We start from the raw sequence: 23,823 nt of genomic DNA on the forward strand, positions 1-23,823 counted from the left end.
TTCTTGATGAACTGTTCGACGACATTCGACATGTCGAAGCTCTTGCCACCCTGCACCGGCGGATATTCCGCGAGGGTCATGAGGTGTTCGTTCATCAGTTCACCCATCGGACCGGTCAGCCAGGATACCTTCTGGATAAGGTGACCGTAGGAATCCTTGCTGTCGTAGCTTTCGAACGGGTCGAGCCGAATGTTGAAGATCAACGGCTTACTGTGGCCCTGAATGGTTCCGTAGTAGTCCTCGTTCGTGGCGAAGTGGAATTTCCACGGGCCCATGCGGATCGCGGCGAGCTTCGATTCGTTGTAGTGGAAGATGTGATCGCGGGCGGATTCCTCCGACTTGCCGGTCCAGTAATCGACGTTGTCGACGCCATCGATGTACTGCTTCTTCTCCTTCATCACCTTCTCGTTCACGTCCTTCACGCCTGCCGCGACGGCGAGCGAGGTGAACATGTCCTGGTGGCACTGGATGCCGTTCTTGACCTGACCCGCCTTGATCTGCCCGGGCCATTTCAGCATCGAGATCACGCGGACCCCGCCTTCGTAGGTGGTCATCTTCTCGCCGCGGAAGGGCGTGGTCGCGCCATGCGGCCAGCTTGAGTGCTCCGGCCCGTTGTCGGTGGAATACCAGACGATGGTATCCTCATCGAGGCCGTTCTCCTTCAGCCAGTCGAGCACGATACCGACGTCGTGGTCGTGCTGCATCATGCCGCTGCCGTGGAGGTCGGCCTCGGTCGTGTACTTCTCTGCGGCGTAGCGCCACTTGTCGTCGAGCCGGGTGTAGAGGTGCATGCGGCTGGTGTTGAGCCAGACGAAGAACGGCTCGTCAGCATCCTTGGCATTCTTCATGAAATCGAGCGCCGGCGGGATGAATTCGTCGGCGTCGACGTTCTTCATCCGCTCCTGGTGGAGCGGGCCGGTATCCTCGATCTTCTGCTTGCCGACCTTGCCGAAACGCGGATCGACCGTTTCGTCGTCCTTGTCGGTCGCCCAGCAGTGCAGGACGCCGCGCGCGCCGAACTTCTTCTCGTACTCCTCCTTGCTGCCCGAATAGGCCTTGGCGAAGTTCTCGTAGTCCCGCTGCTCGTCCTCTTCCGACACGTTGAGGTGGTAAAGGTTGCCGAAGAACTCATCGAACCCGTGGTTGGTCGGCAGGTGTTCGTTGCGGTCGCCGAGATGGCTCTTGCCGAAGTGGCCCGTGCGGTAGCCGGCGGCCTTCAGAACTTCTGCAAGGCACGGCGAAGCGGGCTGGAGGCCCAGAGGCTCGCCCGGTTGACCCACCGTCGTCATGCCCGAACGGATCGGATACTGACCGGTGATAAAGGCTGCGCGCCCGGCGGTGCAGGACGGCTGGGCGTAGTGATCGGTAAACTTGATCCCGTCGTTGCCGATGCTGTCGATGTTGGGCGTGGTGTAACCCATCGTGCCGAGACCGTATGCGCTGACGTTCTGCCAGCCGATATCATCGCCCCAGATGACCAGGATATTTGGCTTCTTTGCAATGACTTGAACCTTCTGCTTGCTAGTAGCGGATCGGCGTGCAGACAGTCGGTCCTGCCTTCACCCCGATCCTCGATGTGTCCAGCGAGCGCACCACGGCGCTCGATCGGCTCGCTTTCCCGCTTCTGCTCGAGAATTGTCGGGCATGCCTGAATTTGGCCCGAAATTTCGTCCTTCCGCTCCGGCCATCGCGGAACGGAAGAATGGCTTCCTGCGTGGAAATTGGTATAAGTTGAAGACCCGATGCGGTGGCATCCAAGCCTTCAAGTTCCGAGCAATTTACGGTCACGGGCAGCCGACTTCACCACCGATCATGCGTCGACAAGCGCTTCCATTCAAGCAAGCGCAGCTTTCGGGCCACAGTGGGCGCCAATTTCGACCGATTGAACACCAAGGTGCAATTCGGCTCGTCGCCCGATGGGAAGTTTCCGCATCGGATCCGGCGAGATCTGCGGAGGGGCGTGGAGGGCGAAGGAAGTGAAACCAGTTAGCTAATGGCGAGCTCAGAATATGGCGAAGATAAAAGAAGCATACACCGACGATCGCGGAAACCTGCATCACTCCCCCGAGAGCGCGATCATTGCGGACATAGCAGCGGCGCTTGGCCGCGTCGGTGACGAAGGCGGGCTGACTAACGGCGTGGCCAAGCTCATCCTCGACCGGCGCGAGCAGATAGAGCGGGCGTTCGCCGATCTCGACAAACTCAACGAGCAGAACCCGAACCTGGTCGAATTGAAGGACCACGCCAAGCAATGGCCAAGGTCAGCTTAAGTTTCATCGGAGCTTTCTAGGGGGCATAATTGCAGTCGTTTGCCTGGGTTGGGATTTGTCTCAGCGGTAACCGCGGCCCTTTTGCAATGAACGCAATCGCTGACAGCGTCCTACAAGCCTGCACTTCTGGTCGATCATTTCAGTAGTTGCATTTCTCCACCCTGACAGTCACCTCAAGTCGACATTCAGGACATTAAGAGGTGCGGGTTCAAAGTCCTGAGGTCGTTACTGATCGACTTTGGGAATGGAGTGAGGACTTGATTGCCGCGCATCTAACAAGCAGCCAATCGCGAGCTGGAAACGCCTGCATATATCGAAGGGTGGAGCTTGCAACTCGATTTCTCATTGCTGGTTTCTACTATTTCGATACATGATTTCTACTTGTCTTGCCATTGCAGTTGAGAAGACTGCAATTAGGAATTGCCTTATATGAAGGAAATGAAGTTGACTGTAGGCATCTCGAAAGGTTCGCTTCAGGTGTAGCAAGAGACTACTGATCCCGAATGCAAAGAGGCCCCCTCGCGTGAATACCGACTTGCCTATTTGCTGTGTCATCCCAGACTTGCTGATTAACCTGCGAAGGCGCTCTGAAGCGGTGCTGGTGGCGCCGCCCGGGGCGGGCAAGACCACCGCGGTCGCGCCGGCACTGCTCGACGAACCGTGGTGTACGGGCAAGATCATCCTCACCAGCCCGCGCCGCGTCGCTGCCCGCGCTGCTGCAGAACGCATGGCCGAACTGCTGGGTGAGAAACCGGGCGAGACCATCGGCTATCTGACCAGGCTCGACAGCAAGCAGTCGGCCAAGACGCGCGTACTCGTCGTGACCGAGGCAATTTTCGTCTCGCAAATCCTCGGCGATCAGGAACTGGAGGGGGTTTCCGCGGTGCTGTTCGACGAGGCACACGAGCGTCACCTCGACAGCGATCTTGGGCTGGCCCTGGCTCTCGAAAGCCAGGCGGTGCTGCGACCGGACCTGAGGGTGCTTGTCATGTCGGCAACCATCGACGGCGCGCGCTTCGCCCGGCTGCTTGGAGAGGGCGCGCCGGTCATAGAGAGTGAGGGCAGGGCGCATCCGCTGCGTATCGAGTGGCTCGGCAGCAGTCCGGAAAAGCGCACCGACGAGGCCGTAGCGAGCGCCGTGCTGCATGCCTGGCGCGAGGAGGTGGGCGATCTGCTCGCCTTCCTGCCCGGCGTGGGCGAGATCGAACGGGCTCGCGAACGGCTATCGGAGCGCCTTCCCGACGTCCCGATCCTGCCGCTCCACGGCCAGGTCCAGCCGGTGGACCAGCGCGCCGCGATCCGCCGCGATCCGCAGGGCCGTCGCCGCATCGTCCTCGCCACCGCCATCGCCGAAACCTCGATCACGCTCGATGGCGTCTCGGTCGTGGTGGACGCCGGGCTGTCGCGCCGCGCCGAGTTCGATCTTGCCGCCGGGGTCACGCACCTGGTCACGCACCGCGCCAGCCAGGCCGCCGCCGCCCAGCGCGCCGGGCGCGCCGCGCGTCAGGGTCCGGGTGTGGCTTATCGCCTTTGGGAAGAAGCTGCGCACTCCGGCCGCGCGCAGTTCGATCCGCCGGAGATGCTGACCAGCGACCTTGCCCCGCTGCTGCTCGCGTTGGCGCAGTGGGGTGTGTCCGATCCGGGAACCCTGCCGTGGCTCGATCCACCACCGTCAGCTGCGCTGTCCGCCGCGCGGGGACGGCTGGAAGCACTCGGCGCGCTGGACGGCGAGGGGCGCGTCACTGAACTCGGCCGGCAAATCGCCTCGCTGCCGATGGAGCCGTGGCAGGCGGCGATGCTGTTGTACGGTGCGGAGCATGGCCTCGCATGCGATGCGGCAAAGGTTGCGCTGCTGTTGCAGGAGCGCGGCCTCGGCGGGCGCAGCGAGGACCTAGGTGCGCGGCTCGACCGCTGGAATGCGGATCGCTCGGCGCGAGCGGAGGCGAGCCGCAAGCTGGCGCAGGGTTGGGCGAATAGGGCGGATAAACTTGCCTCTCCGAAGGGGCGGAACGAGCTACCTCTCGGCATTCTTCTTGCCCTCGCTCTTCCTGACAATCTTGCCCGCCGCCGTGACGCATCGGGTGAGACGTGGGTTTCGGCCGGGGGCAGGGGCTATCAGCTCGACCCGGCCTCGCCGCTCGCCCGCGCCGAGTGGCTCGGCATCGGTGACGCGCAAGGACAGGCGAAGGGTGCACGGATCACCGCTGCGTTGCCGCTGACCGGTACCGAGGTCGAGCAGTGGCTTGGAGAGCGGATCGAGCGCCGTAGCGTTCTGCGCTGGACCGGCGAGCGGGTCGAGGCGCGGCTGGAACGACGGCTCGGCGCCATATCGCTGGCCAGCGGTCCCGATCCGGCGCCCGACGAGGAGGCTGTGGCCGCTCTGCTTGTGGAGAAAGCTGTCGACAAGCTGGGGGAAGTCCTCCCATCCACGCTGTTGGCCCGCGCCAGTTATGCCGGGATCGCCGAACTTTCGCCCGAGCGGCTTGCGGCGACTGCGGACCAGTGGCTCGCCCCGTTACTGGCAGGTCGTCGCGACCTCGATATCCTTGCCGCGACGGCGGCCGAGGCGGCACTGACGATGGTCGACTGGGACGCGCGCCAGCGGCTCGACCGGCTCGCGCCGCGCAAGTTCACCACACCAGCCGATACGACCCATTCGATCGACTACTCCAGTCCGGATGCCCCAGCGGTTGAAGTCCGTGTGCAGGCGCTGTTCGGGCTCGATACCCACCCGATGATCGGGGACACGCCGCTGCTGCTCAAGTTGACCAGCCCGGCGGGCCGTCCGATCCAGTCGACCCGCGACCTGCCCGGCTTCTGGCGCGGAAGTTGGCGCGATGTCGCCAAAGAGATGAAGGGCCGCTACCCCAAGCATCGCTGGCCGGACGAGCCATGGGCGGAAAAGCCGAGCCTGAAGACCAAGAACGCCTTTTCACGAACCGAATCCTGAATTAGGGCACCGGCCATGCAGGCACGTATCTACAAGCGACCCAAGAACGCGATGCAGTCGGGCAAGGCGCTCACCGACCAGTGGGTGCTCGACTTCGTCCCGGCCGAGGCCAAGAAGCCCGACCCGCTGATGGGCTGGGCCGGCAGCGGCGATACCCAGCAGCAGGTCCAGCTCAAGTTCGCCAGCGCCGAGGCGGCACAGGCTTATGCCGCGAAGCACGGCATTGCCGCTGTCGTCCACGCCTCCCCGCCAAAGAGGCTGAAGATCCAGGCCTACGCGGACAACTTCCGCTAAGCTTGCAAATCCGAGCATCCGTCGCCATATGCCCGCCCGGGAGTCGGGTGGGCGTTCGCGTTTGCTCACCGGGTCAGGTCCGGAAGGAAGCAGCCCAGGTAGATTGCAGCGGGTCGCCCGGCTCCTTTTTTCCCCGACATTGTTGCCATGACATCCGGCGCGCGAGTGCCTAACCTGCACCGCATGGGTGATTCCGAAAACCTGTTCGGCGAAGACGCGCCGCCGGCCGGCGAAGAGGCTGAAAAGCCCACTGCCGCCGAGCTCGAAGCTGCCGGGCAGTCGGCGATGTTCGGCGACCCCGAGCCCAAGCAGGAAGAGCCGCGAATCGAGACTCAGCCGGTGGCTGTTCCTCCACCGGCTTCGCAACCTTACCGCGTGCTCGCCCGCAAATACCGTCCGCAGACATTCTCCCAGCTTATTGGCCAGGATGCGATGGTGCAGACGCTGGCCAACGCCATCTCGCGCGATAGGCTTGCGCACGCCTTCCTGATGACCGGGGTGCGCGGAGTCGGGAAGACCTCGACAGCGCGGCTCATCGCCAAGGCGCTCAACTGCGTCGGTCCGGATGGGCAGGGCGGCCCGACGATCGATCCATGTGGCGTGTGCGAGCCGTGCAAGGCGATTGCCGAGGGCCGCCACATCGACGTGATCGAGATGGACGCGGCGAGCCACACCGGCGTCGACGATGTCCGCGAGATCATCGAGGCGGTGCGCTACGCGGCGGTCTCGGCGCGGTACAAGATCTACATCATCGACGAAGTCCACATGCTGACGCGCAATGCGTTCAACGCGCTGCTCAAGACGCTTGAGGAACCGCCGGCGCATGTGAAGTTCCTTTTCGCCACCACCGAAGTCGACAAGCTGCCGGTTACCGTCCTCAGCCGCTGCCAGCGTTTCGATCTTCGGCGCATCCCTAGCGATTTGCTGCAACAGCACTACGCAATGGTCTGCCGTGAGGAAGGCGTCGAAGCCGACGACGAGGCGCTCAACATGATCGCCAACGCGGCGGAAGGTTCTGCGCGCGACGGACTCTCGATCCTCGACCAGGCGATCGCCCATGCCGACCTAGAAGGCGGCGGAAGGATCACCGCCGAGCGGGTGCGCGACATGCTCGGCTTGTCCGACCGAGGCGCGATGCGCCGATTGTTCGCGGCAATGCTCGAAGGCGATCCAAAGGCCCTGATCGATGGTGTCGGCCAGCAATATGCGCTTGGCGTCGAACCGCTGGCGATCATGCGCGGTATGATGGATCTCGCGCATCGTGTGACGCTGGTCCAGGTCGCAAAGGGCGGTGCCGATTCGGCGACAGCTGACGAAGCCGCGGCGCTGGAGGGCTGGGCCCAGTCCTTGCCGCCGGCACAGCTGCACCGCTTGTGGCAACTTCTGCTCAAGGGTTACGGCGAAGTTCGCAACGCTCCGGACCCGCTGGTCGCGGCGCAAATGGCGCTGCTGCGGGTCCTCCACGCCGCCACGCTACCCGACCCCGGCTCGCTGGTCCGCAAGTTGGAAGAGATGGCCACCAACGGTATTGCGGCGCCATCACCCAACACCGCGAGTCCTGCCGCCTCCGGACCGGTGGCGAGCATCGACTGGCGCAAGCTGGTCGAACGGGTCGAAGCGAGCGGAGCGTTGCGCGTCGCCCAGACGATGCGCGACTGGGTGCGGGTGATAGAACTTGCGCCCTCGCGACTGGTCTTCGCCTTGGCGCCGGGCCTGCCCGAGGATCCCACGCCTGAGTTTCGCGACGCCCTGCTCAGGGCCACCGGCGAGCGCTGGCAGGTCGAGAAGGGAGCTGGCGAGGGCGCTCCGACCCTTCGCGAAATGGCCGAGGCGGAACTCGCCAGCGCCCAGGCGCGTATACGCAGCAATCCTTTGGTCGACGCCGCATTCGCCGCGTTTCCCGACGCCGAAATCGTCGAGGAAGGCGAGGCGACGGGTGTTGGCCGCAACTGGAGCAAGAGGGCCTGAGGGCCCTGAAAAGGTACGATCCGATGGACATCGAAGAAATGATGAAGGCGGCCCAGCAGGCCGCCGAAAACATCCAAAAGCAGATGAATGACGCGCAAGTCCGCCTCGATTCGATCGAGGTCGAAGGCACGTCGGGCGGCGGGTTGGTGAAGATTCGCGCCAGCGCCAAGGGCCGCATTCTCTCGGTATCGATCGACGACAGCCTGATCGTGCCCGAAGACAAGCAGATGCTCGAAGACCTGGTCACCGCCGCGTTCAACGATGCGCGCACCAAGGCCGACCAGGCATCGAATGTGGAAATGCAGAAGGTCCAGTCGGGTCTGCCCCTACCGCCGGGGTTCAAGCTGCCGGGTATGGGCTGAGCGTCCGATTCCTAAAACGGATGCCGGTTGCGGCGTCGCAGCTCGTGCGTTTCCTCCAGCTGTTCGGCCACGTAGATGTCCTCAAGATACGTCGGCCGTTCGCGGCGTTCGTGAATCCGCTCGCCGCGCCAGCATAGCAGCCATTCGCTCTCTTTCCGGTTGAGTCCGGTCAGGACCTCGCGATACTTCGCATCGACCTCGATCGCGCCGATGGCGTCTGAAAAGGCCCGCTCCCGCGCAGAAAGCGGCAATCGTTCCAGTTGCAGTTTGCGTGGCTGCTGAGGTTGATCGGGCCGGCTTGCCGAGTTCGGCTGGGCGATCGTCCGCAGGTGATCGAGCACCGCATCGTTCAGGGAGCTGGAGATTTTGATGCCCGCCAGGCGGCCATTGAGCCAGCGCACATGCGCCTCGATCGGACCGATCGGGCCGATGCGGATGGTCAGGAATTGGCCAACGGCGAGCCGCCCGAGGCGATCGTGAATCTGGCACCCGCTGCGCGACAGGTCGTGCAGCACGATTTCCATCGGCATACCGTTGCCCATGCGATAGCGCCCGTTGACGATCAGGCCGTGTTGCCGGTTCTGCCCTTCTTCCATGAAACGTGGTTCCCACACCGCAGGGCAAGTTGAACTGCACAAATTTATGCAATCTGCCGAACGGTGCGGCATCCACAACTAACCGAAGAGACGCATTGCAGGCGTCTCGCTCCCTTCCCATATTGCAACGAACAGGCTGCGCCGGGCCCGATTGAGCCGTTGGTGCATTCAGAATTTGAGTTAGGATCGCAGATGTCGAAGTTTCCCCTCCTTCCCTTGCGCGATGTTGTGGTGTTTCCCGGTCAGGTCGTGCCGCTGTTCGTCGGTCGCGAAAAGTCGGTCGAAGCGCTCGAAGCAGCTATGTCGGGCGACAAGGACATTCTGCTGCTTTCGCAGCTCGACCCGCACTGCGATGACCCGCAGCAGGAAGACCTCTACGACATCGGCGTCGTCGCCCAGGTCCTGCAGATGCTCAAGCTGCCCGACGGCACCGTCCGGGTGCTCGTCGAAGGCAATTCGCGCGCACGACTGGTAAGCCTCGAAGAGTCTGGCGATTGCGTCGTGGCGACGACCGAGGTGATCGAGCAGGAGACGGCCGTGGGCAGCCAGGTCGTGGCGCTGATGCGCAGCGCGCTCGACCAGTTCGGCGACTATGCCAAGCACAACAAGAAGCTGCCCGATGAAATCGAGACAGAACTCGGGCAGATCGAGGACGTCGGCCAACTTGCCGACGCCATTGCCGGTGCGCTCACCGCCAAGGTCGCGACCAAACAGGCGCTGCTGACCGAAACCGACCCGCTCAAGCGGCTCGAGATGGTCTATTCGGTCATGGAGGGCGAGCTCTCGGTGCTCCAGGTCGAGCGCAAGATCCGCGGCCGCGTGAAGCGCCAGATGGAGAAGACCCAGCGCGAATACTACCTCAACGAGCAGCTCAAGGCGATCCAGAGCGAACTCGGCGGCGGTGACGGCGAGGAAGGCGACGAGATCGCCGAACTGCAGGCCAAGATCGACACGCTCAAGATGACGAAGGAAGCCAAGGCGAAGGCTGAAAGCGAGCTCAAGAAGCTCAAGTCGATGCAGCCGATGAGCGCCGAGGCGACCGTCATTCGCAACTACCTCGACGTCCTGCTCGGCCTGCCTTGGGGCAAGAAGAGCCGGCTCAAGAAGGACATCAAGAAGGCGGAAGAGATCCTCAACGAGGACCACTACGCGCTCGACAAGGTCAAGGACCGGATCATCGAATACCTCGCCGTGCAGGCGCGCACAAACAAGCTGAAGGGGCCGATCCTGTGCCTCGTCGGCCCTCCCGGCGTCGGCAAGACCAGCCTCGGCAAGTCGATTGCCCGCGCCACCGGGCGCGAGTTCGTCCGCCAGTCACTGGGCGGCGTGAGGGACGAGGCCGAGATCCGCGGTCACCGCCGCACCTATATCGGCTCGCTGCCGGGCAAGGTCGTAACCAACTTGCGCCGCGCCGGCACCAGCAACCCGCTGTTCCTGCTCGACGAGATCGACAAGCTCGGCCAGGATTTCCGCGGCGATCCGGCCTCGGCGCTGCTCGAGGTGCTCGATCCGGAACAGAACTCGAAGTTCCAGGACCACTACCTCGAACTCGATATCGACCTGTCGGACATCATGTTCGTAACCACTGCGAACAGCCTGAACCTGCCGCAGCCGCTGCTCGACCGCATGGAAATCATCCGGCTCGAGGGCTACACCGAGGACGAAAAGGTCGAGATCGCTCAGCGCCACCTGATCGCCAAACAGGTCGAGGCGCACGGTCTCAAGAAAGGCGAATTCGAGCTGACCGAGGGCGGCCTGCGCGACCTGATCCGCTACTACACCCGTGAGGCGGGCGTCCGTACGCTGGAACGCGAGATTGCCCGGCTGGCGCGCAAGAGCCTGCGCAAGATTCTCGAGGGTGAGGCGAAAAGCGTAACCATCACCCCGGAAAACCTCGGCGAATTCGCCGGCGTGCGCAAGTTCAAGCACGGTGTGAGCGAGGAAGAGGCGCAGGTCGGTGCGGTAACCGGGCTCGCCTGGACCGAGGTCGGCGGCGAGTTGCTGACGATCGAAAGCGTCACCACGCCGGGCAAGGGCGAAGTCAAGACGACCGGCAAGCTGGGCGACGTGATGACCGAGAGCATCGCCGCGGCCTTCAGCTTTGTGAAGGCGCGGGCGCCGGCCTATGGCATCAAGCCGAGCCTCTTCCAGCGAAAGAACATCCATATCCACCTGCCCGAAGGCGCAGTGCCGAAGGACGGACCGAGCGCCGGCATCGGCATGGTGACATCGATCGTATCGACGCTAACCGGAATTCCCGTACGGCCGGATGTCGCGATGACCGGCGAGGTGACACTGCGCGGACGGGTGCTGGCGATCGGCGGGCTCAAGGAGAAGCTGCTGGCGGCGTTGCGCGGCGGCATCAAGAAGGTGCTTATCCCAGAAGAGAACCTGAAGGATCTCGCCGAGATTCCCGTTAACGTGAAGGAAGGCCTGCAGATCGTACCCGTGGGCCATGTCGACCAGGTACTGGAACACGCGCTGACCTCGAAGCCCGATCCGATCGAATGGACCGAGGCCGATGATCTCGCGAGCCAGCCCCTTGCCGCACAACAGCAGCCCGGCGGTGGAGCCGTCGCCCACTAGGCGGATCGCAATTTATGCTGCGCTGCAGCGACTCGGGCGAAACGGCGTGGGCCGGTTCCCGGGCTTGAAGCGCGCCCGCACGTCAATCGAGGTTAACCCGGGCCTTCATTTCGTGAATTCGCCCGGAAAGGGCGGCATTCCGGGGCTTTCGCTTTGACAGCTTGGGGAAAAGACGCTCAAGTCCGGCCCCATCGCACGGCGAATTCACGCCAGTACCGAATACGCCATGGATGAGGGGGAATCTCGGACAATGAACAAGAACGAACTGATCGGTGCGGTCGCAGAAGCGAGCGGGCTCTCGCGGAACGATGCAACGAAGGCTGTCGAAGGCGTCTTCGACACCATTACCGGTGCACTCTCGAAGGGAGACGAAGTGCGGCTGGTCGGATTCGGTACGTTCTCGTGTGCCAAGCGCAAGGCTTCCACCGGTCGCAATCCGCGGACCGGGGAACCGATGACGATAAAGGCTTCGACCCAGCCGAAATTCAAGGCGGGCAAGGGGCTCAAGGACGCGGTGAACTGAACCTGGGACTTCGGCTTAGGCCTGAGGTCGAAATCTGCTGGGGCCGCTCCGCCATGGTGGGGCGGCCCTTTGCTATTGATGGTCAGGATTCGCGCATCGCCGCGGCATAAAGGGCGATGGCCGCCGCGTTCGATACGTTCAGGCTCTCGATCGCGCCCGACATCGGCAGCTTGGCCAGTGCATCGCAGTGCGCGGCGATGTTGTGCCGCAAGCCTTCGCCTTCTGCGCCGAGGACCAGAGCTACTGGTCCGGCCGGTAGCGCCGAGGCGAAGTCCAGTTCGACTTCGCCGGCCAGCCCGATTCGCCAGTAGCCGGCCTCGGCCATTTCTTCGAGCGCCCGAGCGAGGTTCACCACGCGAATCCAGGGCAGGAGTTCCAGCGCGCCCGACGCCGACTTGGCGAGGACCCCGCCTTCCGTGGGCGCGTGCCGGTCCTGTGTCACCATGCCTATGGCACCGAAAGCCACCGCTGAGCGCATGATTGCTCCGACGTTATGCGGATCGGTCACCTGGTCGAGCACCATGATCGGGCGCGACGGTTCGCCCGTCAGGATTTCCTCGAGGTGGATATCCTCGAGCGGTTCGCATTCGAGTACCAGCCCCTGGTGCGGCGCATCGCGCGCGACGAGGCGGGCGAGATCGGTGACGTCGGCGTATTCTACCGGGAAATCGGCCGGCAATTCGCCGTCGAGCGAGGCGACGCCTTCGCGAGTCGCCCACAGCTTGCGGTGCTGGCGCGCGGGATTCATCAGCGCGGCCTCGACCGCGTGGCGGCCCCATAACCGCACATTTCCTTGCGTTGCCCGGCCGGAGCCGCGTCCGTGCTGGTTGCGCCCGGCGCGTCCCCGCAGCGCTTTCTTCGATACACCTTTTGCCATGGCGCGCTCCTGTGCCAGCGGCACCATTGACAGGCAAGCGCCGCTTCGCCATTGGGGCGCGCACTCGGCCGGGGTCCTGCCACGCAGGGCCGCGCATCAGCGGGTTATCCCGCGCCCCCGGCACCAGGGTGGACAGGTGGCCGAGTGGTTAAAGGCAGCAGACTGTAAATCTGCCCGCGCAAGCGTACGGTGGTTCGAATCCACCCCTGTCCACCAGCCGGTGCCCTGATCCCCCAATTTCCGGGGATCACGCGGAAGACATTTCCTGTCTTCCCGTTTTTTGCTACATAATCGTGCTCGAGATTCGCCGGGATACGCATGTTCCAACCCGGCCCCGTTCTGCCGAGGGACACAATATCGGCAGGGGCGGCCCAAAACGAGTGGGGCCGGTACCGAGGACGCCGCGATGAGCGGACCACGCCCTCCACACCTACATCGCCGGAACGGGGTCTATCACCTGCGCATGCGGGTGCCAGATCGTCTGCAAGCGAGGATTGAGCGTGTGGAGGTGTGGAAGTCGTTACGCACTTACTCTCTGCACGAAGCTCGACATCTCGCAGCAAAAGTTTCGGCCAACGTGTTGGAGACTTTTGCCGTGATTGAGAAAAATACGAACATTTCGTCTGACGAGGCCCGCGCCCTCATTCAGGCCTGCTACGCCGCAATTTGCCGAGTGGAACGGGAACGTGGGCCGTACAATCCGACCACGTCGCTGCCCGATCTAGAGTTGGTGGAGCAGGAGGTCTTGGCGAATGATGAGATAACTCGCCTTCGAGGGCAGCTAGAGAGCGCAGTGTTCTCTCCGGACGTCCTGACTGCTTCAATCGGTCTTCTCATCGCCCAGGGCGTGGATATGGGCACTGTGTCGCAGACCGGCCAGGCGATGCTGGTGCACGGAGCTGTGCGTGCCTTAGTTGAGAGGCAGCGCCTCTTCGTCGCAAGGCTCCGCGATCCCCTTGCTGTCTACGTCCCAGCCGATCCCCTGTTTTCCGCGATAGCGGTTTCCTCAAGTCCAGCAACGCAGCCCGAAGCTGTTACGGGGATTACTGTTGGCCACGCTGTCGAGGAGTACCTCTCGACGATGGAAGGACGTTGGACCGAAAAGACGACTAGAGCACGCAAGGTCCAACTGGCTTACCTTGCGGACCATCTTGGAGCCGGAAGGCCACTCGCAGCCGTAACTGCTGACGATGTCCGTGGATACCGCAACGCCCTCACGAAGCTGAGAGCGAATCACGGACGAAGGCAGCATCTTCCCTTTCACGAGCGCCTTACCGAAAACGCTCCGCACCAGATCAAGAATAAGACCGCTTCTCTGATCTACGAGTCGGCCAAGGCCTTCTTCCGTTGGGCCAAGGAAGAGGAAGGGGCGATTACCAGCAATCCAGCCGCAGACGTGCGGTGGCAGGCTGTCAAAGCTCCCAAGGCTCAAAGATCACGTAGGCCATTCTCGAAGGAGGAGTTGCTTACTCTGTTCGGCTCAACGGTGTTCACGGGCTGCAAGTCGAAGCATCGCCGTTTCGAGCCTGGGCCCCACGTCATCAAGGATGACCGCTACTGGATCGTGATCCTTGGCTATTACACGGGTGCCCGACTGGGAGAGATCGTCCAGCTCCATTTGGACGATGTGGTGTTGGATCACGAAGTACCGCATCTCGATCTCAACGAAAACTCGGGAAAGGGCGACCCGAAACACATCAAGACTGACGCCGGGGTTCGCCAAATCCCGATTCACCAGGATGTCTTGGACCTTGGTCTTGCTGAATTTGTCGCCAAGCGCCGAAAGTGGGACAGGCCGAGTAGACGCCTCTTTTCGGAGATCACGCTCGGGGCTGATGGTCAGGCTTCCACTCAGTTCTCCAAGATGTTTGCTCGCGTCCTCGACCAAATCGGACTGACCGACCCGGCGTTAACCTTTCACAGCTTCCGGCACGGCCTCGAGGACGCCCAGAGGAATGCGGGCCTCCCTCAATATACGATCGATTCGATCATGGGGCACAGCGATGGAAGAGTGAGCTCGATGTATGGGGAGGGACCCAGCCTTCAGGCCAAGTGTGCCGCCATCCAATCTATGTGCCTGCCCGTCAGGGTTGATGGGCTCCTCTTGGGCAAGGAGGGCGCATAATGTCGGTGAAATTATTCCCAAAGGGCACGGTGCCATCGTTCCCTCTAACAAGCCCCCCAAAGCCTTACGGCCACAACGGCAAAGAATGGTTTGCGCGTGAAATTAACTTCACGGATCGGGTGATCGCTATCACGCACCCGTTCCCGGATATGATCGACCTTGTTGCTCCAATATCTGAGCATACGCAGTGCTTCCCAGACCTGTCCGAGAAACCACCTCTCCAGAAGGCTCAACAGCTTGATCAGGAGATCAAGACTCACCTCAAAGCCTTTCCTGCAGTCGAGGACATCAAGCTTCGAAGGATTTGGCCTCCGCACAGTCCTGAAAGGGCCAGCATTTGCCTCGAATCAGAGGGGCAGCATTTGGGCTTCGTGGAGCTGTGGCGAACAAACAACGAGGGCTTCCCCAGCTGGTCGATAAGAATTGAGTTCAACCCCCGACGCCTCGGTGTGCAGGGTCTAGAAAGGTTGCGGGCTAGGTTCGAGATGGCTTTCTGCATGCTCAATCTCGGAAGCATCTTTCGAGAAGCACGCATGTCTCGGCTTGATGCATCGGTCGATGTGCTCGGGGTTTTGCCCATTGATCTCATTGTCAGGGTAAAAGGGCTGGCAAAAATGCAAGACTACAGATCACGATCTGGTGCTCTCGAAACTCGACTATTCTTCGGAGAGAAGCTTCCATCGACTAAACCGACAAAACCCCTCGGACCTTTGCGGCTCAAAATTTACGACAAAGTCGCCGAATGCAAGGCGAGCCTCAAGCCTGCACCGTTTTCAGCCCAGCGAATTACCCGTTTGGAGGTATCACGAACTTGGAAGAGCCATCGCCCAGCTCTCGTCAAGATACTGAGCGTCAAGAATCCCTTCGTAGGGTTGGAGGTGGCATGTTCCGGCCGTGACGATCTCGTGAACTCAAGGCTCTGGCACAGCATAGTCGAGAAGGCATGCGTGTATGGAATCGAGAATGTCCCAATTGGGAAGCCGGTCGGACAAGGTGTGAAGCTCGCCTCAATATATAGAACCATCCAGCCGGACATTTTGTCTTCTAAGACATGGGAGAGTTGGGAAACGGGCTGCGCGCTCACGGGCTTACTGGATTGGGTCAAGGACGTTTGCGAAGACGATTATGCTTCCCTGCCATTCAATTTCGAATAGCGTTTAACAAACAAACCAAGGTCTGTCTGTCAGCAATTGACAGGCTTCCTCACCTCGAATTGGCGACCTCATTGTTGCGTGTTGTTGCCACTGCCTCGGCGTTGGCGTCTAGGCTCATTTGCATGTAGTGGGATCAGCGAGGCATCCTACCAACCGTTGCTGCTGCGCAATGAGGTCGGCTTCCGCCCTCACTTCAGCAAGTTTTTGCACTGTGGTATCGCCTTGCAGAGCTGCAAGTGTTTCATTGCCAAGGTTCAGGACCTGCCCGGCACCCGTGTTACTGACGTATTGTACACTTTTTAGCGCGCCGGACTCTGCAATGCTAATGGCGAACTGTTGCTTGCCGAACACCGCTGCGGCAGGGATCGGCAACTGATAGGGCGTCCCGAACTGTGCGACAGTAACCTGGCTATTCCAAATCTCGTTGCCCTTACAGTCATCTGCTGGGCCTGCAGATAGTTTGATCGAAACCGTACCTGGTTGGCGCAAGTCCAAGAGCACATTACCTGACCTAGACTGGAATTCAGCAGGAGCCTGTGGCGACTCCGATCCGGTCACGAAGGCACAAACGTTGCCCACGATTTCATGAAACTTGGTCGCATAATACGCGCTTGTTGGGTCAGGACCCAAAACCTGGGCATCGGTCGAGCTCTTCGTGAGGTCGACGCTACCCTCATAGGTCAATGTAAGCGGTTTTCCTCCGCCGACCGAATTGATTTCGCCGCATTCTTTCGGGTATTTTCCGGTTCCGGCGTCTGTTCCAAGAACAGTCGAGGCAATCGTCATCACGGTTTTGAGGATCGCTTCGCCTTGGCCGGTGCTATTCGCATTCAATCCGGACAATCGACCGTCTTCAAAAAACTCAAATTTTACATCAGTGTCTGATAGGGCGCCCCGCAGCCCCGATAGTGCCACCGTCTTGCGGCTGCTCATGTCGGCAGTGTGTTTGACTGTAGGCGTTACAGCTGTCGCAACTATTGGATTGCTGTCCTTATCGCACGCGACGGTGCGGATGACCTTGAAACTGACGTCTGATTTTGGAAGGTAATACCCCACCGTCACATCAGGTGTATGAGCGCATCCGCCTAATATTAGGCCCGCGAACGTCAGCAAAGCTCCAATGTATTTCCCCATATCGCCAGTCCCCCGACTCGCCTGAGGATAATATATTATAGGTTTCTGCCAGAAACAATTTATGTTGGTCCTGATGATGGCGCCGTTTTCGTAGTCACTAGCCAACAATCCATGATCGGATGCAGTTCATCAAGTCAGATACCTTAAGCGTCCGTCGAGCGAGATAAGAAGGAACAGTAACCAGAAGGCGATTACCGCTAACCAGATCGAAGCCGATTTGAGCGTCATAGCGTCGTTAGAACTCCTTAGAGGGAGATAACAAAGCAGGCCTAGCAGGTCCGGCCGCTCCTCAGGATGCGCCCCCACACTAATCAGTAAGAGTGTTGTATTCAGCACCGAGTGCGCCGCTCGCAGCTATCGAGATCACAATGTTGTTGCAACCACCTGGCCGCTCGTCGCTGTCCGTGCCGATCTTGTTTGGATTGAGGCCACAGGCCTCGTCATCGACATCGGTCCGCAGCACCTTTCCCCGGCTGGTGAGCTCGTCGATCACGTCCTGGTCGGGAAGGATCACGGACTGGTAGGGATGGGGGCCAGAAGAGACCGCGTAGATCGACGCCGCTACATCATCGAGGAATACTTCGCGCGAGGATGTCTCGCTGCCGTGATGGCCGACTACCAAGACATCGGAACGCAGTGCCGCGGCGCAGCAATCGGTGAGCTTCTTTTCGATCGAACCGTTCTCGGGTGGAGTGGTCGGAGAATGGCGACCGCCCGCCTCGGCATCGCCGGCGAGCAGGACCTTGCGGCTGCCAAGATCGAGCCGCACGACCACGGTATTCTCGTTGGGATCGGGATGGTTCGCCGCATCGAGATAAAGCATCGTCATTTGCGCACCGGCCCCAAGCGGCACAGGCGCGCCCGTCATCTGTGCAGCTTCCTTGACCGTCACCGGACCCGTGCATTTGCTTCCCAGGAAATTCACCGTGCGCGTTGCGTTCGAGGCGATCGCGTCATGATACCGAACGCCGGGCTCGGCCGCGACCGCCTGCAGGAAGCGGCAATAGCCGTTGGTCTTGTTCACTCTCCCTGAGTCCCAGACATCGCCGATCTGGTAGTCGGCGAACACCTCGGGCATTAGCTCGAGGTGATCCTTGTGCGGATGGCTCAGGATGACGTGGTCGATGCGTTGCAGGTCGGGGTGCACAGCTCGAATGTAGGCAATGACCCGATTGTCGTCGCCGCTCTGCAGGTCGTCCTGGCTGCCGGCATCGTAGAGCAGCGCAAAGTCCTTGCCCTCGACAAACACCGCAAGCCCCGTCCCGACGTCGATCACATGGACCAGGTAGCCATTCCCATTGAGGAGAGCTGCATCACTCTGCCCTTCCAGAACGATTGTCCAGGACTTGCTGACGAAGCCAACTTCGCCGTCCGAAAGCCGTACTTGATACCAGCCGGGAACGTCCCCAATGACCTCTGCAATGTTACCTGGTCGCAGGATCGCAAGGCTGGTTGAATGCGACGTGGGCTCTGCCCGGACATGCACGCCCGTGGTTACCCTGTCGCTCGGAACGACCTCCTCTGCGAGAACCGGGAATGAGTGGATGCCGGCGAAGACCAACGCCAGCGCGGGCAATAAACTGCGAAGCAGCATGGTCTGCGCCCCCCTGCCGAACTGGGTCGACTTTGCTATTCAAAAGGGACCGAATTGAGGCCAAAACTTCGGCTGCTGAATGCTGTTGGAACAGGCATTGTGGGGAATCGAGTCGTGATGATAAATGCCCGGTCTACTTTTTGAGCTAACCTCTTCAAATTTCTATACGTCTATGGATTCCGGGAAGGTTCCGGGAATCGGCAGCGGTAAACGATGTGAATGGGTGCAAAGCCACTTTGCCGATCACAGGATGCAACACTCAAAGTGCGCTGACCCAATACTAGCTTGAGGTCGGGTATGCTGGCGACCGACATTGTGAGCACCGAGTTGGTTCGGAACCGTAGTTTCGATTTTCCCGATTGTATGGCCGCACCTTCAGGTATTGATTCAATTCTAACTCGCACAGTTTCCTCGACTCTGCTGGAAAAGAGTGTCCTCAGAGCCCAAGATGAATCTCTCCCCTCGAGAATTTCGTCTAGCGCAGCTGTCCATGCGCCTTCCGGTATGTTTCGATTACTGCTCTCAGGCGCCAAGGCATCCTGATCTGCGACTGTTGGTGATCGAGCAGGAAGCTCGCCTGCAAGTTCGGGTTCAAAGTGTATTAGGAAATTTCCAACCACAGCAGAATCAGGTATGCAAACCAAGTCTGCGCTTGGATCGGACTCGAGAAACAGACGGTAGGCTCTTTCGAAGCGCTGACCCTCATCGAGCCAATATGCTTTCGCATAGACAAACAGGCCGAAATGCGTCCTGTCGTGATCGTCATGTACACGACCAGGCAGGACGTCGTCGAGGCAATGCTGTTGGGGAGCAGTTACCTCGCTTCTTGGTAGGGCGGGCATGATTAGCGCCTCTACAGCACAATTCTTCTCGCAGCCGGCAATTGAAAGCCAGTCTGTGCTGGCGTTAATCGCTTCGAGACCGTCAAGCGGATTGGCCAGTCCGGGGCGTGGAACAAGCATTGCACAGAACGAGAGTGCGGAAGCGAAATTGGATAATCGCAGGTAGCGGCGCTGCCGGGTCATCTCGTGCCACATGCTCAGCCAACCTTGTCAGCGGTATCTGAGTTGCGAGACAGGATGCGGTAAACTGACACGTAAACTACGACTGCAAGGCAGAACAGAAGGGCTGTGCCCTGCAGGCCCAAGCGGTTGCCTATGAACTCAAATGCAAGGTCGCTGTTTAGCAGCTGTTCGGCCATTGCGAACCTGTAATTCAATCCGGAATAACTGCTTGTGAGGCCAGCAAGCACGCCAAGGCCCAGCGCTGTCCAGACAGAAAAGGGCATTTTGCCGGGCCATTCACGGACTAAGAGGAAGAGCGAGACGATCATTCCTACTGCCAGTGCATTCATCTCCGACGAGAGATCAGCAAGGATGTTCGCAGCATCCGACTGATGGGGCCGAAACTCAGCTGGATCAACAGCGCTCGCCCAACCGAGCAACAGCGGAACTAGCGGGATGAATACCAGCACGACGATCGAAGCAGACAAGCAGATAGTGACCTTTGACCTTAACATGCGGTCAAGGTGCGCCGTCGCGGCGCTCAATGCCACTGCAGTGTGCTCTCTCGCAGATTTCAGAAGCTCCCCCGCTCTGGTCATCATTGCTCCCCGTTGCCCCTTTGGATCCTTTCATGTCACAAGTTTCATATCAATATCTAGTTGAGGCATTGCAGAAAGGAGGCCGGATCAGGTCACCAGGTATTAAAGGGTCTGACCGGGGAAGGCCGTATCAAAGGGGGAAAGTTATGTCCGCGTTCAGCAGGCTTATCGTGTTGTCATTGGTCTTCGCCGGTTTGACTTTCGGGCTAGTAAAGCGCGCGGATGCGCAGCTCATTCAGCCAAGTGACTTTATCGACCAGATCAGCCGGTCTGCCTCCGAGAAGGGCCAGTTCGACGTGGTCCTGCCGGAAATGAACTTCGCCGTCGAACGGATTGAGACGGATGGTTATCAGGATCAGATCGTCATCGGGGCCGAGGGTTTCATTAATAAGGACACTCCTCTTAAGTTCTTCGAATTTCTGCGCGAAATCGATAGCGCCCCCCCAATCATGCTGGGAAATGAGTGGAGCACGGGGAAGGAAATCAGGGTGCGGCTAAGCTCAAGTGGCGGCTACATCAAAGAAGCGCTCATTCTCGGACAAATGTTTAGAAATATGGGCATCGACACCGAAATCGAGGGTCGTTGTTTCAGCGCCTGCACATACGCATTCCTTGGAGGGATTAACAGGTTCTACAAAGAAGGCGCGATGGGCGTTCATCGCCTGGCCCTCTTCGGGCAAGAACTCGGTTTGCCGGACAATCTCGATGGTTCCGCAACGTTGCTGGCTTATGCCTACGCGATGGGAGCTGATGAAAGATTCTTACAGGCGGCATCGCACTATGCACCTGAAAATATTAGACTCGTTACTCGCGATGAGGCGCTGACGTGGGGGCTCGCCAATAATGGCCGCGCTAGTCTCGATGTATCGGTGCTTCCAATGAAAAACCTTGCCACACTTCAATTGCGAAGGGATTCTTTCGACCGGGGGTTCAACATCCTTGTGCCTTGCGAAGGCGACACCGACTTCTACAAGATGCGAGCCAACTTTTGGCTTGAACCGAGGGAGTTTTTCGAGCCTCTCTCCGATGCGGAGAAGGAGAAGAAGGGCTATGTGGCGCAGTATGACGAATATTTAGCCTCGATCTATCCGCCGGGTCATAAATTCTTCGAAGATATAGAGGTACGTCCACAGATGACGGCTGAGGTCGAAAGGGTTTGGAACGATCCGCAGCTCTACGACGATGGGCACGGCGAAAACTTTGTTATTATCTCCTGGGAAATTCTGGCATCAAACGACTTCTTCTTGCGATTCTACTCTTTTGGATCCCTCTACCTCATGGGCCGAAATGAAGGCGACGACGAGCCTACGGTACTAGAGGAGCTAAGCCTTCCTTTGCAGATGGCGTTGCCGATGAACTTCCACGGGGCTTGCCATCCAACAGCGCATTCCCTCAATCCCTCCAATCACTCGGAAGAGGACTAGTGGCTCGTCGGCAATTCTCTCATCTACTTCCTGATTGGCATGTGTTGGTTAAGAACTAGGCAAGCGGGTGAAATACAATGTGCCTTTTGCCGAAAGGCAGCTTTTGGGTGCGTAAAGGTTCCAGGCAGACCAGCCGCTAACGGCCCAAATGCTGCCACGTCTGTGCATTTATTGAATCCTAGCGCTCTTCGCCAAATTGTGACGCGCGCAAAGTAGTTGCACATTCGCAGCGCTGAGTGATGTTCCCCCTTTAGAAAATGGCAAAATGTGATCGAAATGGAGCTCGTCAGTGGCGCCGCATTCGACGCATTTTCCTCCGTCGCGTTTCCAGACCGCCTGCTTAATTACTGACGGTATGAGTCTGCGCCGATGGCTGTCGTCCACGCTTGAGCCCTCGGCAGCCTGGTCGCTATCTTCGATGTCTACGGCCATTAACTTGAACTTGAACACGTCTCGCCGACCGTCATTTTCCGTCCACGCGTCGACAAGATGGAAGTAGCCGTTGTCTGCCCAGATCCCCTTGCGAAGCTTCTCGTATGCTTTGACGATGTCGGGGCCCTTTTTTCCAGACTTGAAAGCGCGGGCCGCTGCCGCAAATTTCCCGTTCTCAGTAGGACGGCCCGAAGGGAGGAATTCAGGCTGATCCAAGATTTTTGGCACTGGTGCGTCAGCCGTTTTCGGAACGTCATGGCCTTCATAAATGAGGACGGTTCCTTCCTCCTCGAGCCGGTCAGCATAGGGAGCGTTGGCATTTCTCGACATCAGGATGACTGAATGACGCCCGTGAAGTCGGAAGTTCATGCCTCGCTGAAGACTGGTTCCTTCATGCTGGCACATTTCGAAGTAAGTAAGAACGTCGCCCTTGGCCAATCTTTCCTCCCGAGGAAGCCTACAGCCATCGCTTCGCGCTCCGTCCATTGCGCCACCGATGAATGTAAGCAATGATTTAGATCTACAATGCTTCATTGTCGAATTGCTGAGGAGGGGCTCATGGTTCAACTGTTTGGATCAGTTTTGGTGCTGCTCGCAGCTCCAGTGTCCGCACAAATATTGTATGGCCCGTCCCGCGCCATTGATGGCGATACGCTGGTCATTGGTGACACGCATGTGCGATTGCACGGGATCGACGCGGTAGAATCTAATCAACTCTGCACGCGGGACGAAGGGCCATGGGAATGCGGTAAAGAGGCGGCGTCATTTCTCGCCGATCGTGTGAATGGCTCTACAGTCCAATGTCAGACCCGGGACCGAGATGTCTACGGAAGGGATGTCTCGACTTGCCGCGTCAATGGCCGAGACCTGAGCCTTTGGATGGTCGAGGCAGGTTATGCGGTCGCTCTCCGCGATTTCAGCGAAACCTATGTGGAAGCAGAGGAGAGAGCGCGGGTGAACCGGATCGGCATCTGGGCTTCGCAATTTCAGATCCCAGCGGAATACCGAGCCGAGCATCCTCAGTCGCTACTTCCGCATCCCAAGCGCAGCTTCGAGCAGCCAGCGAGTAACATTCCCCGGGTTGTGAGGCAGGAGGCGACGCAATCTTTCGACGCGTACTATCCAAACTGCGCTGCCGCCCGAGCCGCGGGAGCCGCACCCATTCGTCGCGGTGAGCCAGGGTACCGTCCTCAATTGGATGCGGACGGCGATGGGATTGCCTGTGAACCCTATCGAGGCCAGTGATGCAGTACACAATGGTGGCAAATGACCGCTCTTGCATGGTGAGCCGGCCGGCAGCTATCAGCCCAGGAGCTGTGATCTAAGCTTGAGGAAGAGTGCCCCGGCCGAAGCCGGGGCAAAGTTCTCAGGGCAATCATCACATGATCAACCCTTCGGGTCGCGTCTAAAGCGCTGCATCTTTGTGCTTTTAATGTCTATGAAAATTCGAGGAGTTGACTTCATTTCACGGTCGGCGACCGATCTTCGGCCACTTTCCGAATAGTCCTTTGAGGGCAAGAGTCCGCAAGTTGCACCCGCCAACATGTCCACGAGTTCTGTTTTCGCAAGCTGAGAAATCAGCCCTCGGTGTTGGCCTTCGTGCGAGGACTGCGGCGCTGGCCTGGCTTGCGGCCGAGGCCGATCTTTTTCGCCAGTTCGCGGCGCTTGTCCGCGTAATCCGGAGCCACCATTGGATAGTCGGCCGCCAGGCCCCAGCGCGCGCGATATTCATCGGGCGTCAGGCCATGATCGGTCATGAGGTGGCGCTTGAGCATCTTCATCTTCTTGCCGTCTTCCAGGCAAACAATGTGATCCTTCTTGACCGACGTGCGGATCGGAACAGCCGGTTCCGGCACGGGTTCGGCCGCACCGCCTTCGCTACCGAGACCCAAAAGCGTCGAATAGACGTTTTTGATCAGCGCGGAGACATC

The 23,823-nt window shown here is 59.7% G+C and carries 19 protein-coding genes, 1 tRNA gene and 1 other RNA gene; 13 read left to right on the forward strand and 8 right to left on the reverse strand.

The window, feature by feature from the left end:
* On the reverse strand, nucleotides 1-1,547 hold a 1,547-nt coding region (locus GRI89_RS03175), incomplete at its 3' end, for an arylsulfatase (protein ID WP_159792168.1).
* 462 nt (nucleotides 1,548-2,009) lie between these two features.
* On the opposite strand from GRI89_RS03175, the gene GRI89_RS03180 reads away from it, so the two are divergent.
* From GRI89_RS03180 to GRI89_RS03205, 6 genes are all read left to right on the forward strand, one after another.
* Entirely contained in the window at nucleotides 2,010-2,270 is a 261-nt protein-coding gene (locus GRI89_RS03180; protein ID WP_159792135.1) for a hypothetical protein, read from the forward strand.
* A gap of 523 nt (nucleotides 2,271-2,793) precedes the next feature.
* Nucleotides 2,794-5,220: an ATP-dependent helicase HrpB gene (gene hrpB, locus GRI89_RS03185; RefSeq protein ID WP_328598061.1), complete on the forward strand. Its 2,427-nt coding sequence runs from the start codon at nucleotides 2,794-2,796 to the stop codon at nucleotides 5,218-5,220.
* A gap of 15 nt (nucleotides 5,221-5,235) precedes the next feature.
* Nucleotides 5,236-5,514, forward strand: coding sequence for an NADH dehydrogenase ubiquinone Fe-S protein 4 (locus tag GRI89_RS03190; RefSeq protein WP_159792137.1), 279 nt, complete (start codon nucleotides 5,236-5,238; stop codon nucleotides 5,512-5,514).
* Nucleotides 5,515-5,550: 36 nt separating this feature from the next.
* Nucleotides 5,551-5,645, forward strand: an RNA gene (ffs, locus tag GRI89_RS03195) — signal recognition particle sRNA small type.
* A gap of 52 nt (nucleotides 5,646-5,697) precedes the next feature.
* Nucleotides 5,698-7,482, forward strand: coding sequence for a DNA polymerase III subunit gamma/tau (locus tag GRI89_RS03200; protein WP_159792139.1), 1,785 nt, complete (start codon nucleotides 5,698-5,700; stop codon nucleotides 7,480-7,482).
* Nucleotides 7,483-7,505: 23 nt separating this feature from the next.
* Nucleotides 7,506-7,844, forward strand: coding sequence for a YbaB/EbfC family nucleoid-associated protein (locus GRI89_RS03205; RefSeq protein WP_159792141.1), 339 nt, complete (start codon nucleotides 7,506-7,508; stop codon nucleotides 7,842-7,844).
* Between the two features lie 11 nt (nucleotides 7,845-7,855).
* Here GRI89_RS03205 and GRI89_RS03210 read toward each other — a convergent pair whose 3' ends face one another.
* Entirely contained in the window at nucleotides 7,856-8,440 is a 585-nt protein-coding gene (locus tag GRI89_RS03210; RefSeq protein ID WP_159792142.1) for a PilZ domain-containing protein, read from the reverse strand.
* 192 nt (nucleotides 8,441-8,632) lie between these two features.
* Here GRI89_RS03210 and lon point away from each other — a divergent pair, with 192 nt between their 5' ends.
* Both lon and GRI89_RS03220 read left to right on the forward strand, forming a co-directional pair.
* Nucleotides 8,633-11,026, forward strand: coding sequence for an endopeptidase La (gene lon / locus GRI89_RS03215; RefSeq protein WP_159792144.1), 2,394 nt, complete (start codon nucleotides 8,633-8,635; stop codon nucleotides 11,024-11,026).
* Between the two features lie 250 nt (nucleotides 11,027-11,276).
* Nucleotides 11,277-11,549 (forward strand): HU family DNA-binding protein, encoded by a 273-nt coding sequence (locus GRI89_RS03220; RefSeq protein WP_159792146.1) that lies wholly within the window; start codon nucleotides 11,277-11,279, stop codon nucleotides 11,547-11,549.
* A gap of 82 nt (nucleotides 11,550-11,631) precedes the next feature.
* Here GRI89_RS03220 and rlmB read toward each other — a convergent pair whose 3' ends face one another.
* Entirely contained in the window at nucleotides 11,632-12,426 is a 795-nt protein-coding gene (gene rlmB, locus GRI89_RS03225) for a 23S rRNA (guanosine(2251)-2'-O)-methyltransferase RlmB (protein ID WP_159792148.1), read from the reverse strand.
* Nucleotides 12,427-12,556: 130 nt separating this feature from the next.
* Here rlmB and GRI89_RS03230 point away from each other — a divergent pair.
* The 3 genes from GRI89_RS03230 (at nucleotide 12,557) to GRI89_RS03240 (ending at nucleotide 15,705) form a co-directional block, all read left to right on the forward strand.
* A tRNA-Tyr gene (locus GRI89_RS03230) sits at nucleotides 12,557-12,642 on the forward strand.
* A gap of 190 nt (nucleotides 12,643-12,832) precedes the next feature.
* The gene (locus GRI89_RS18235) at nucleotides 12,833-14,551 is read left to right on the forward strand and encodes a site-specific integrase (RefSeq protein WP_328598062.1); all 1,719 of its coding nucleotides are present in this window, start codon (nucleotides 12,833-12,835) and stop codon (nucleotides 14,549-14,551) included.
* Nucleotides 14,551-15,705, forward strand: a complete 1,155-nt coding sequence (locus tag GRI89_RS03240; protein ID WP_159792152.1) for a hypothetical protein — start codon at nucleotides 14,551-14,553, stop codon at nucleotides 15,703-15,705. Before GRI89_RS18235 ends, GRI89_RS03240 begins: the two co-directional genes overlap by 1 nt.
* 114 nt (nucleotides 15,706-15,819) lie before the next feature.
* Here the strand turns inward: GRI89_RS03240 and GRI89_RS03245 are convergent, their stop codons facing one another.
* The 3 genes from GRI89_RS03245 to GRI89_RS03260 all read right to left on the reverse strand — a co-directional run bounded on the left by GRI89_RS03245 (nucleotide 15,820) and on the right by GRI89_RS03260 (nucleotide 19,925).
* Nucleotides 15,820-16,839, reverse strand: a complete 1,020-nt coding sequence (locus tag GRI89_RS03245; protein ID WP_159792154.1) for a hypothetical protein — start codon at nucleotides 16,837-16,839, stop codon at nucleotides 15,820-15,822.
* Between the two features lie 307 nt (nucleotides 16,840-17,146).
* Nucleotides 17,147-18,433, reverse strand: a complete 1,287-nt coding sequence (locus tag GRI89_RS03250; protein ID WP_159792156.1) for an MBL fold metallo-hydrolase — start codon at nucleotides 18,431-18,433, stop codon at nucleotides 17,147-17,149.
* A gap of 1,039 nt (nucleotides 18,434-19,472) precedes the next feature.
* A complete protein-coding gene (locus GRI89_RS03260) occupies nucleotides 19,473-19,925 on the reverse strand; it encodes a hypothetical protein (protein ID WP_159792160.1) in 453 nt (150 codons plus the stop codon).
* Between the two features lie 257 nt (nucleotides 19,926-20,182).
* Between GRI89_RS03260 and GRI89_RS03265 the strand changes: the two genes are divergently transcribed.
* Entirely contained in the window at nucleotides 20,183-21,460 is a 1,278-nt protein-coding gene (locus GRI89_RS03265; RefSeq protein WP_159792162.1) for a COG3904 family protein, read from the forward strand.
* 168 nt (nucleotides 21,461-21,628) lie between these two features.
* On the opposite strand, the gene GRI89_RS03270 is transcribed toward GRI89_RS03265, so the two are convergent.
* Nucleotides 21,629-22,330, reverse strand: a complete 702-nt coding sequence (locus GRI89_RS03270) for an HNH endonuclease (protein WP_201290857.1) — start codon at nucleotides 22,328-22,330, stop codon at nucleotides 21,629-21,631.
* Nucleotides 22,331-22,450: 120 nt separating this feature from the next.
* On the opposite strand from GRI89_RS03270, the gene GRI89_RS03275 reads away from it, so the two are divergent.
* Nucleotides 22,451-23,137 carry an excalibur calcium-binding domain-containing protein gene (locus GRI89_RS03275; RefSeq protein ID WP_159792164.1) on the forward strand — a complete coding sequence of 229 codons (687 nt, stop codon included), beginning with the start codon at nucleotides 22,451-22,453 and terminating at the stop codon, nucleotides 23,135-23,137.
* Between the two features lie 332 nt (nucleotides 23,138-23,469).
* Here GRI89_RS03275 and GRI89_RS03280 read toward each other — a convergent pair.
* Nucleotides 23,470-23,823 (reverse strand): MucR family transcriptional regulator (locus GRI89_RS03280; protein ID WP_159792166.1); only part of this gene is annotated, 354 nt, incomplete at its 5' end.

This window comes from Croceibacterium salegens (assembly GCF_009827435.1).
Taxonomy (GTDB): Bacteria; Pseudomonadota; Alphaproteobacteria; order Sphingomonadales; family Sphingomonadaceae; genus Croceibacterium_B; species Croceibacterium_B salegens.

Coding starts and splice junctions, on each gene's coding strand:
- GRI89_RS18235 (WP_328598062.1), top strand. CDS start 12,833: ATGAGCGGACCACGCCCTCCACACCTACATCGCCGGAACGGGGTCTAT.
- GRI89_RS03180 (WP_159792135.1), top strand. CDS start 2,010: ATGGCGAAGATAAAAGAAGCATACACCGACGATCGCGGAAACCTGCAT.
- GRI89_RS03220 (WP_159792146.1), top strand. CDS start 11,277: ATGAACAAGAACGAACTGATCGGTGCGGTCGCAGAAGCGAGCGGGCTC.
- rlmB (WP_159792148.1), bottom strand. CDS start 12,426: ATGGCAAAAGGTGTATCGAAGAAAGCGCTGCGGGGACGCGCCGGGCGC.
- GRI89_RS03205 (WP_159792141.1), top strand. CDS start 7,506: ATGGACATCGAAGAAATGATGAAGGCGGCCCAGCAGGCCGCCGAAAAC.
- GRI89_RS03240 (WP_159792152.1), top strand. CDS start 14,551: ATGTCGGTGAAATTATTCCCAAAGGGCACGGTGCCATCGTTCCCTCTA.
- GRI89_RS03200 (WP_159792139.1), top strand. CDS start 5,698: ATGGGTGATTCCGAAAACCTGTTCGGCGAAGACGCGCCGCCGGCCGGC.
- GRI89_RS03265 (WP_159792162.1), top strand. CDS start 20,183: ATGTCCGCGTTCAGCAGGCTTATCGTGTTGTCATTGGTCTTCGCCGGT.
- lon (WP_159792144.1), top strand. CDS start 8,633: ATGTCGAAGTTTCCCCTCCTTCCCTTGCGCGATGTTGTGGTGTTTCCC.
- GRI89_RS03250 (WP_159792156.1), bottom strand. CDS start 18,433: ATGCTGCTTCGCAGTTTATTGCCCGCGCTGGCGTTGGTCTTCGCCGGC.
- GRI89_RS03210 (WP_159792142.1), bottom strand. CDS start 8,440: ATGGAAGAAGGGCAGAACCGGCAACACGGCCTGATCGTCAACGGGCGC.
- GRI89_RS03190 (WP_159792137.1), top strand. CDS start 5,236: ATGCAGGCACGTATCTACAAGCGACCCAAGAACGCGATGCAGTCGGGC.
- GRI89_RS03245 (WP_159792154.1), bottom strand. CDS start 16,839: ATGGGGAAATACATTGGAGCTTTGCTGACGTTCGCGGGCCTAATATTA.
- GRI89_RS03275 (WP_159792164.1), top strand. CDS start 22,451: ATGGTTCAACTGTTTGGATCAGTTTTGGTGCTGCTCGCAGCTCCAGTG.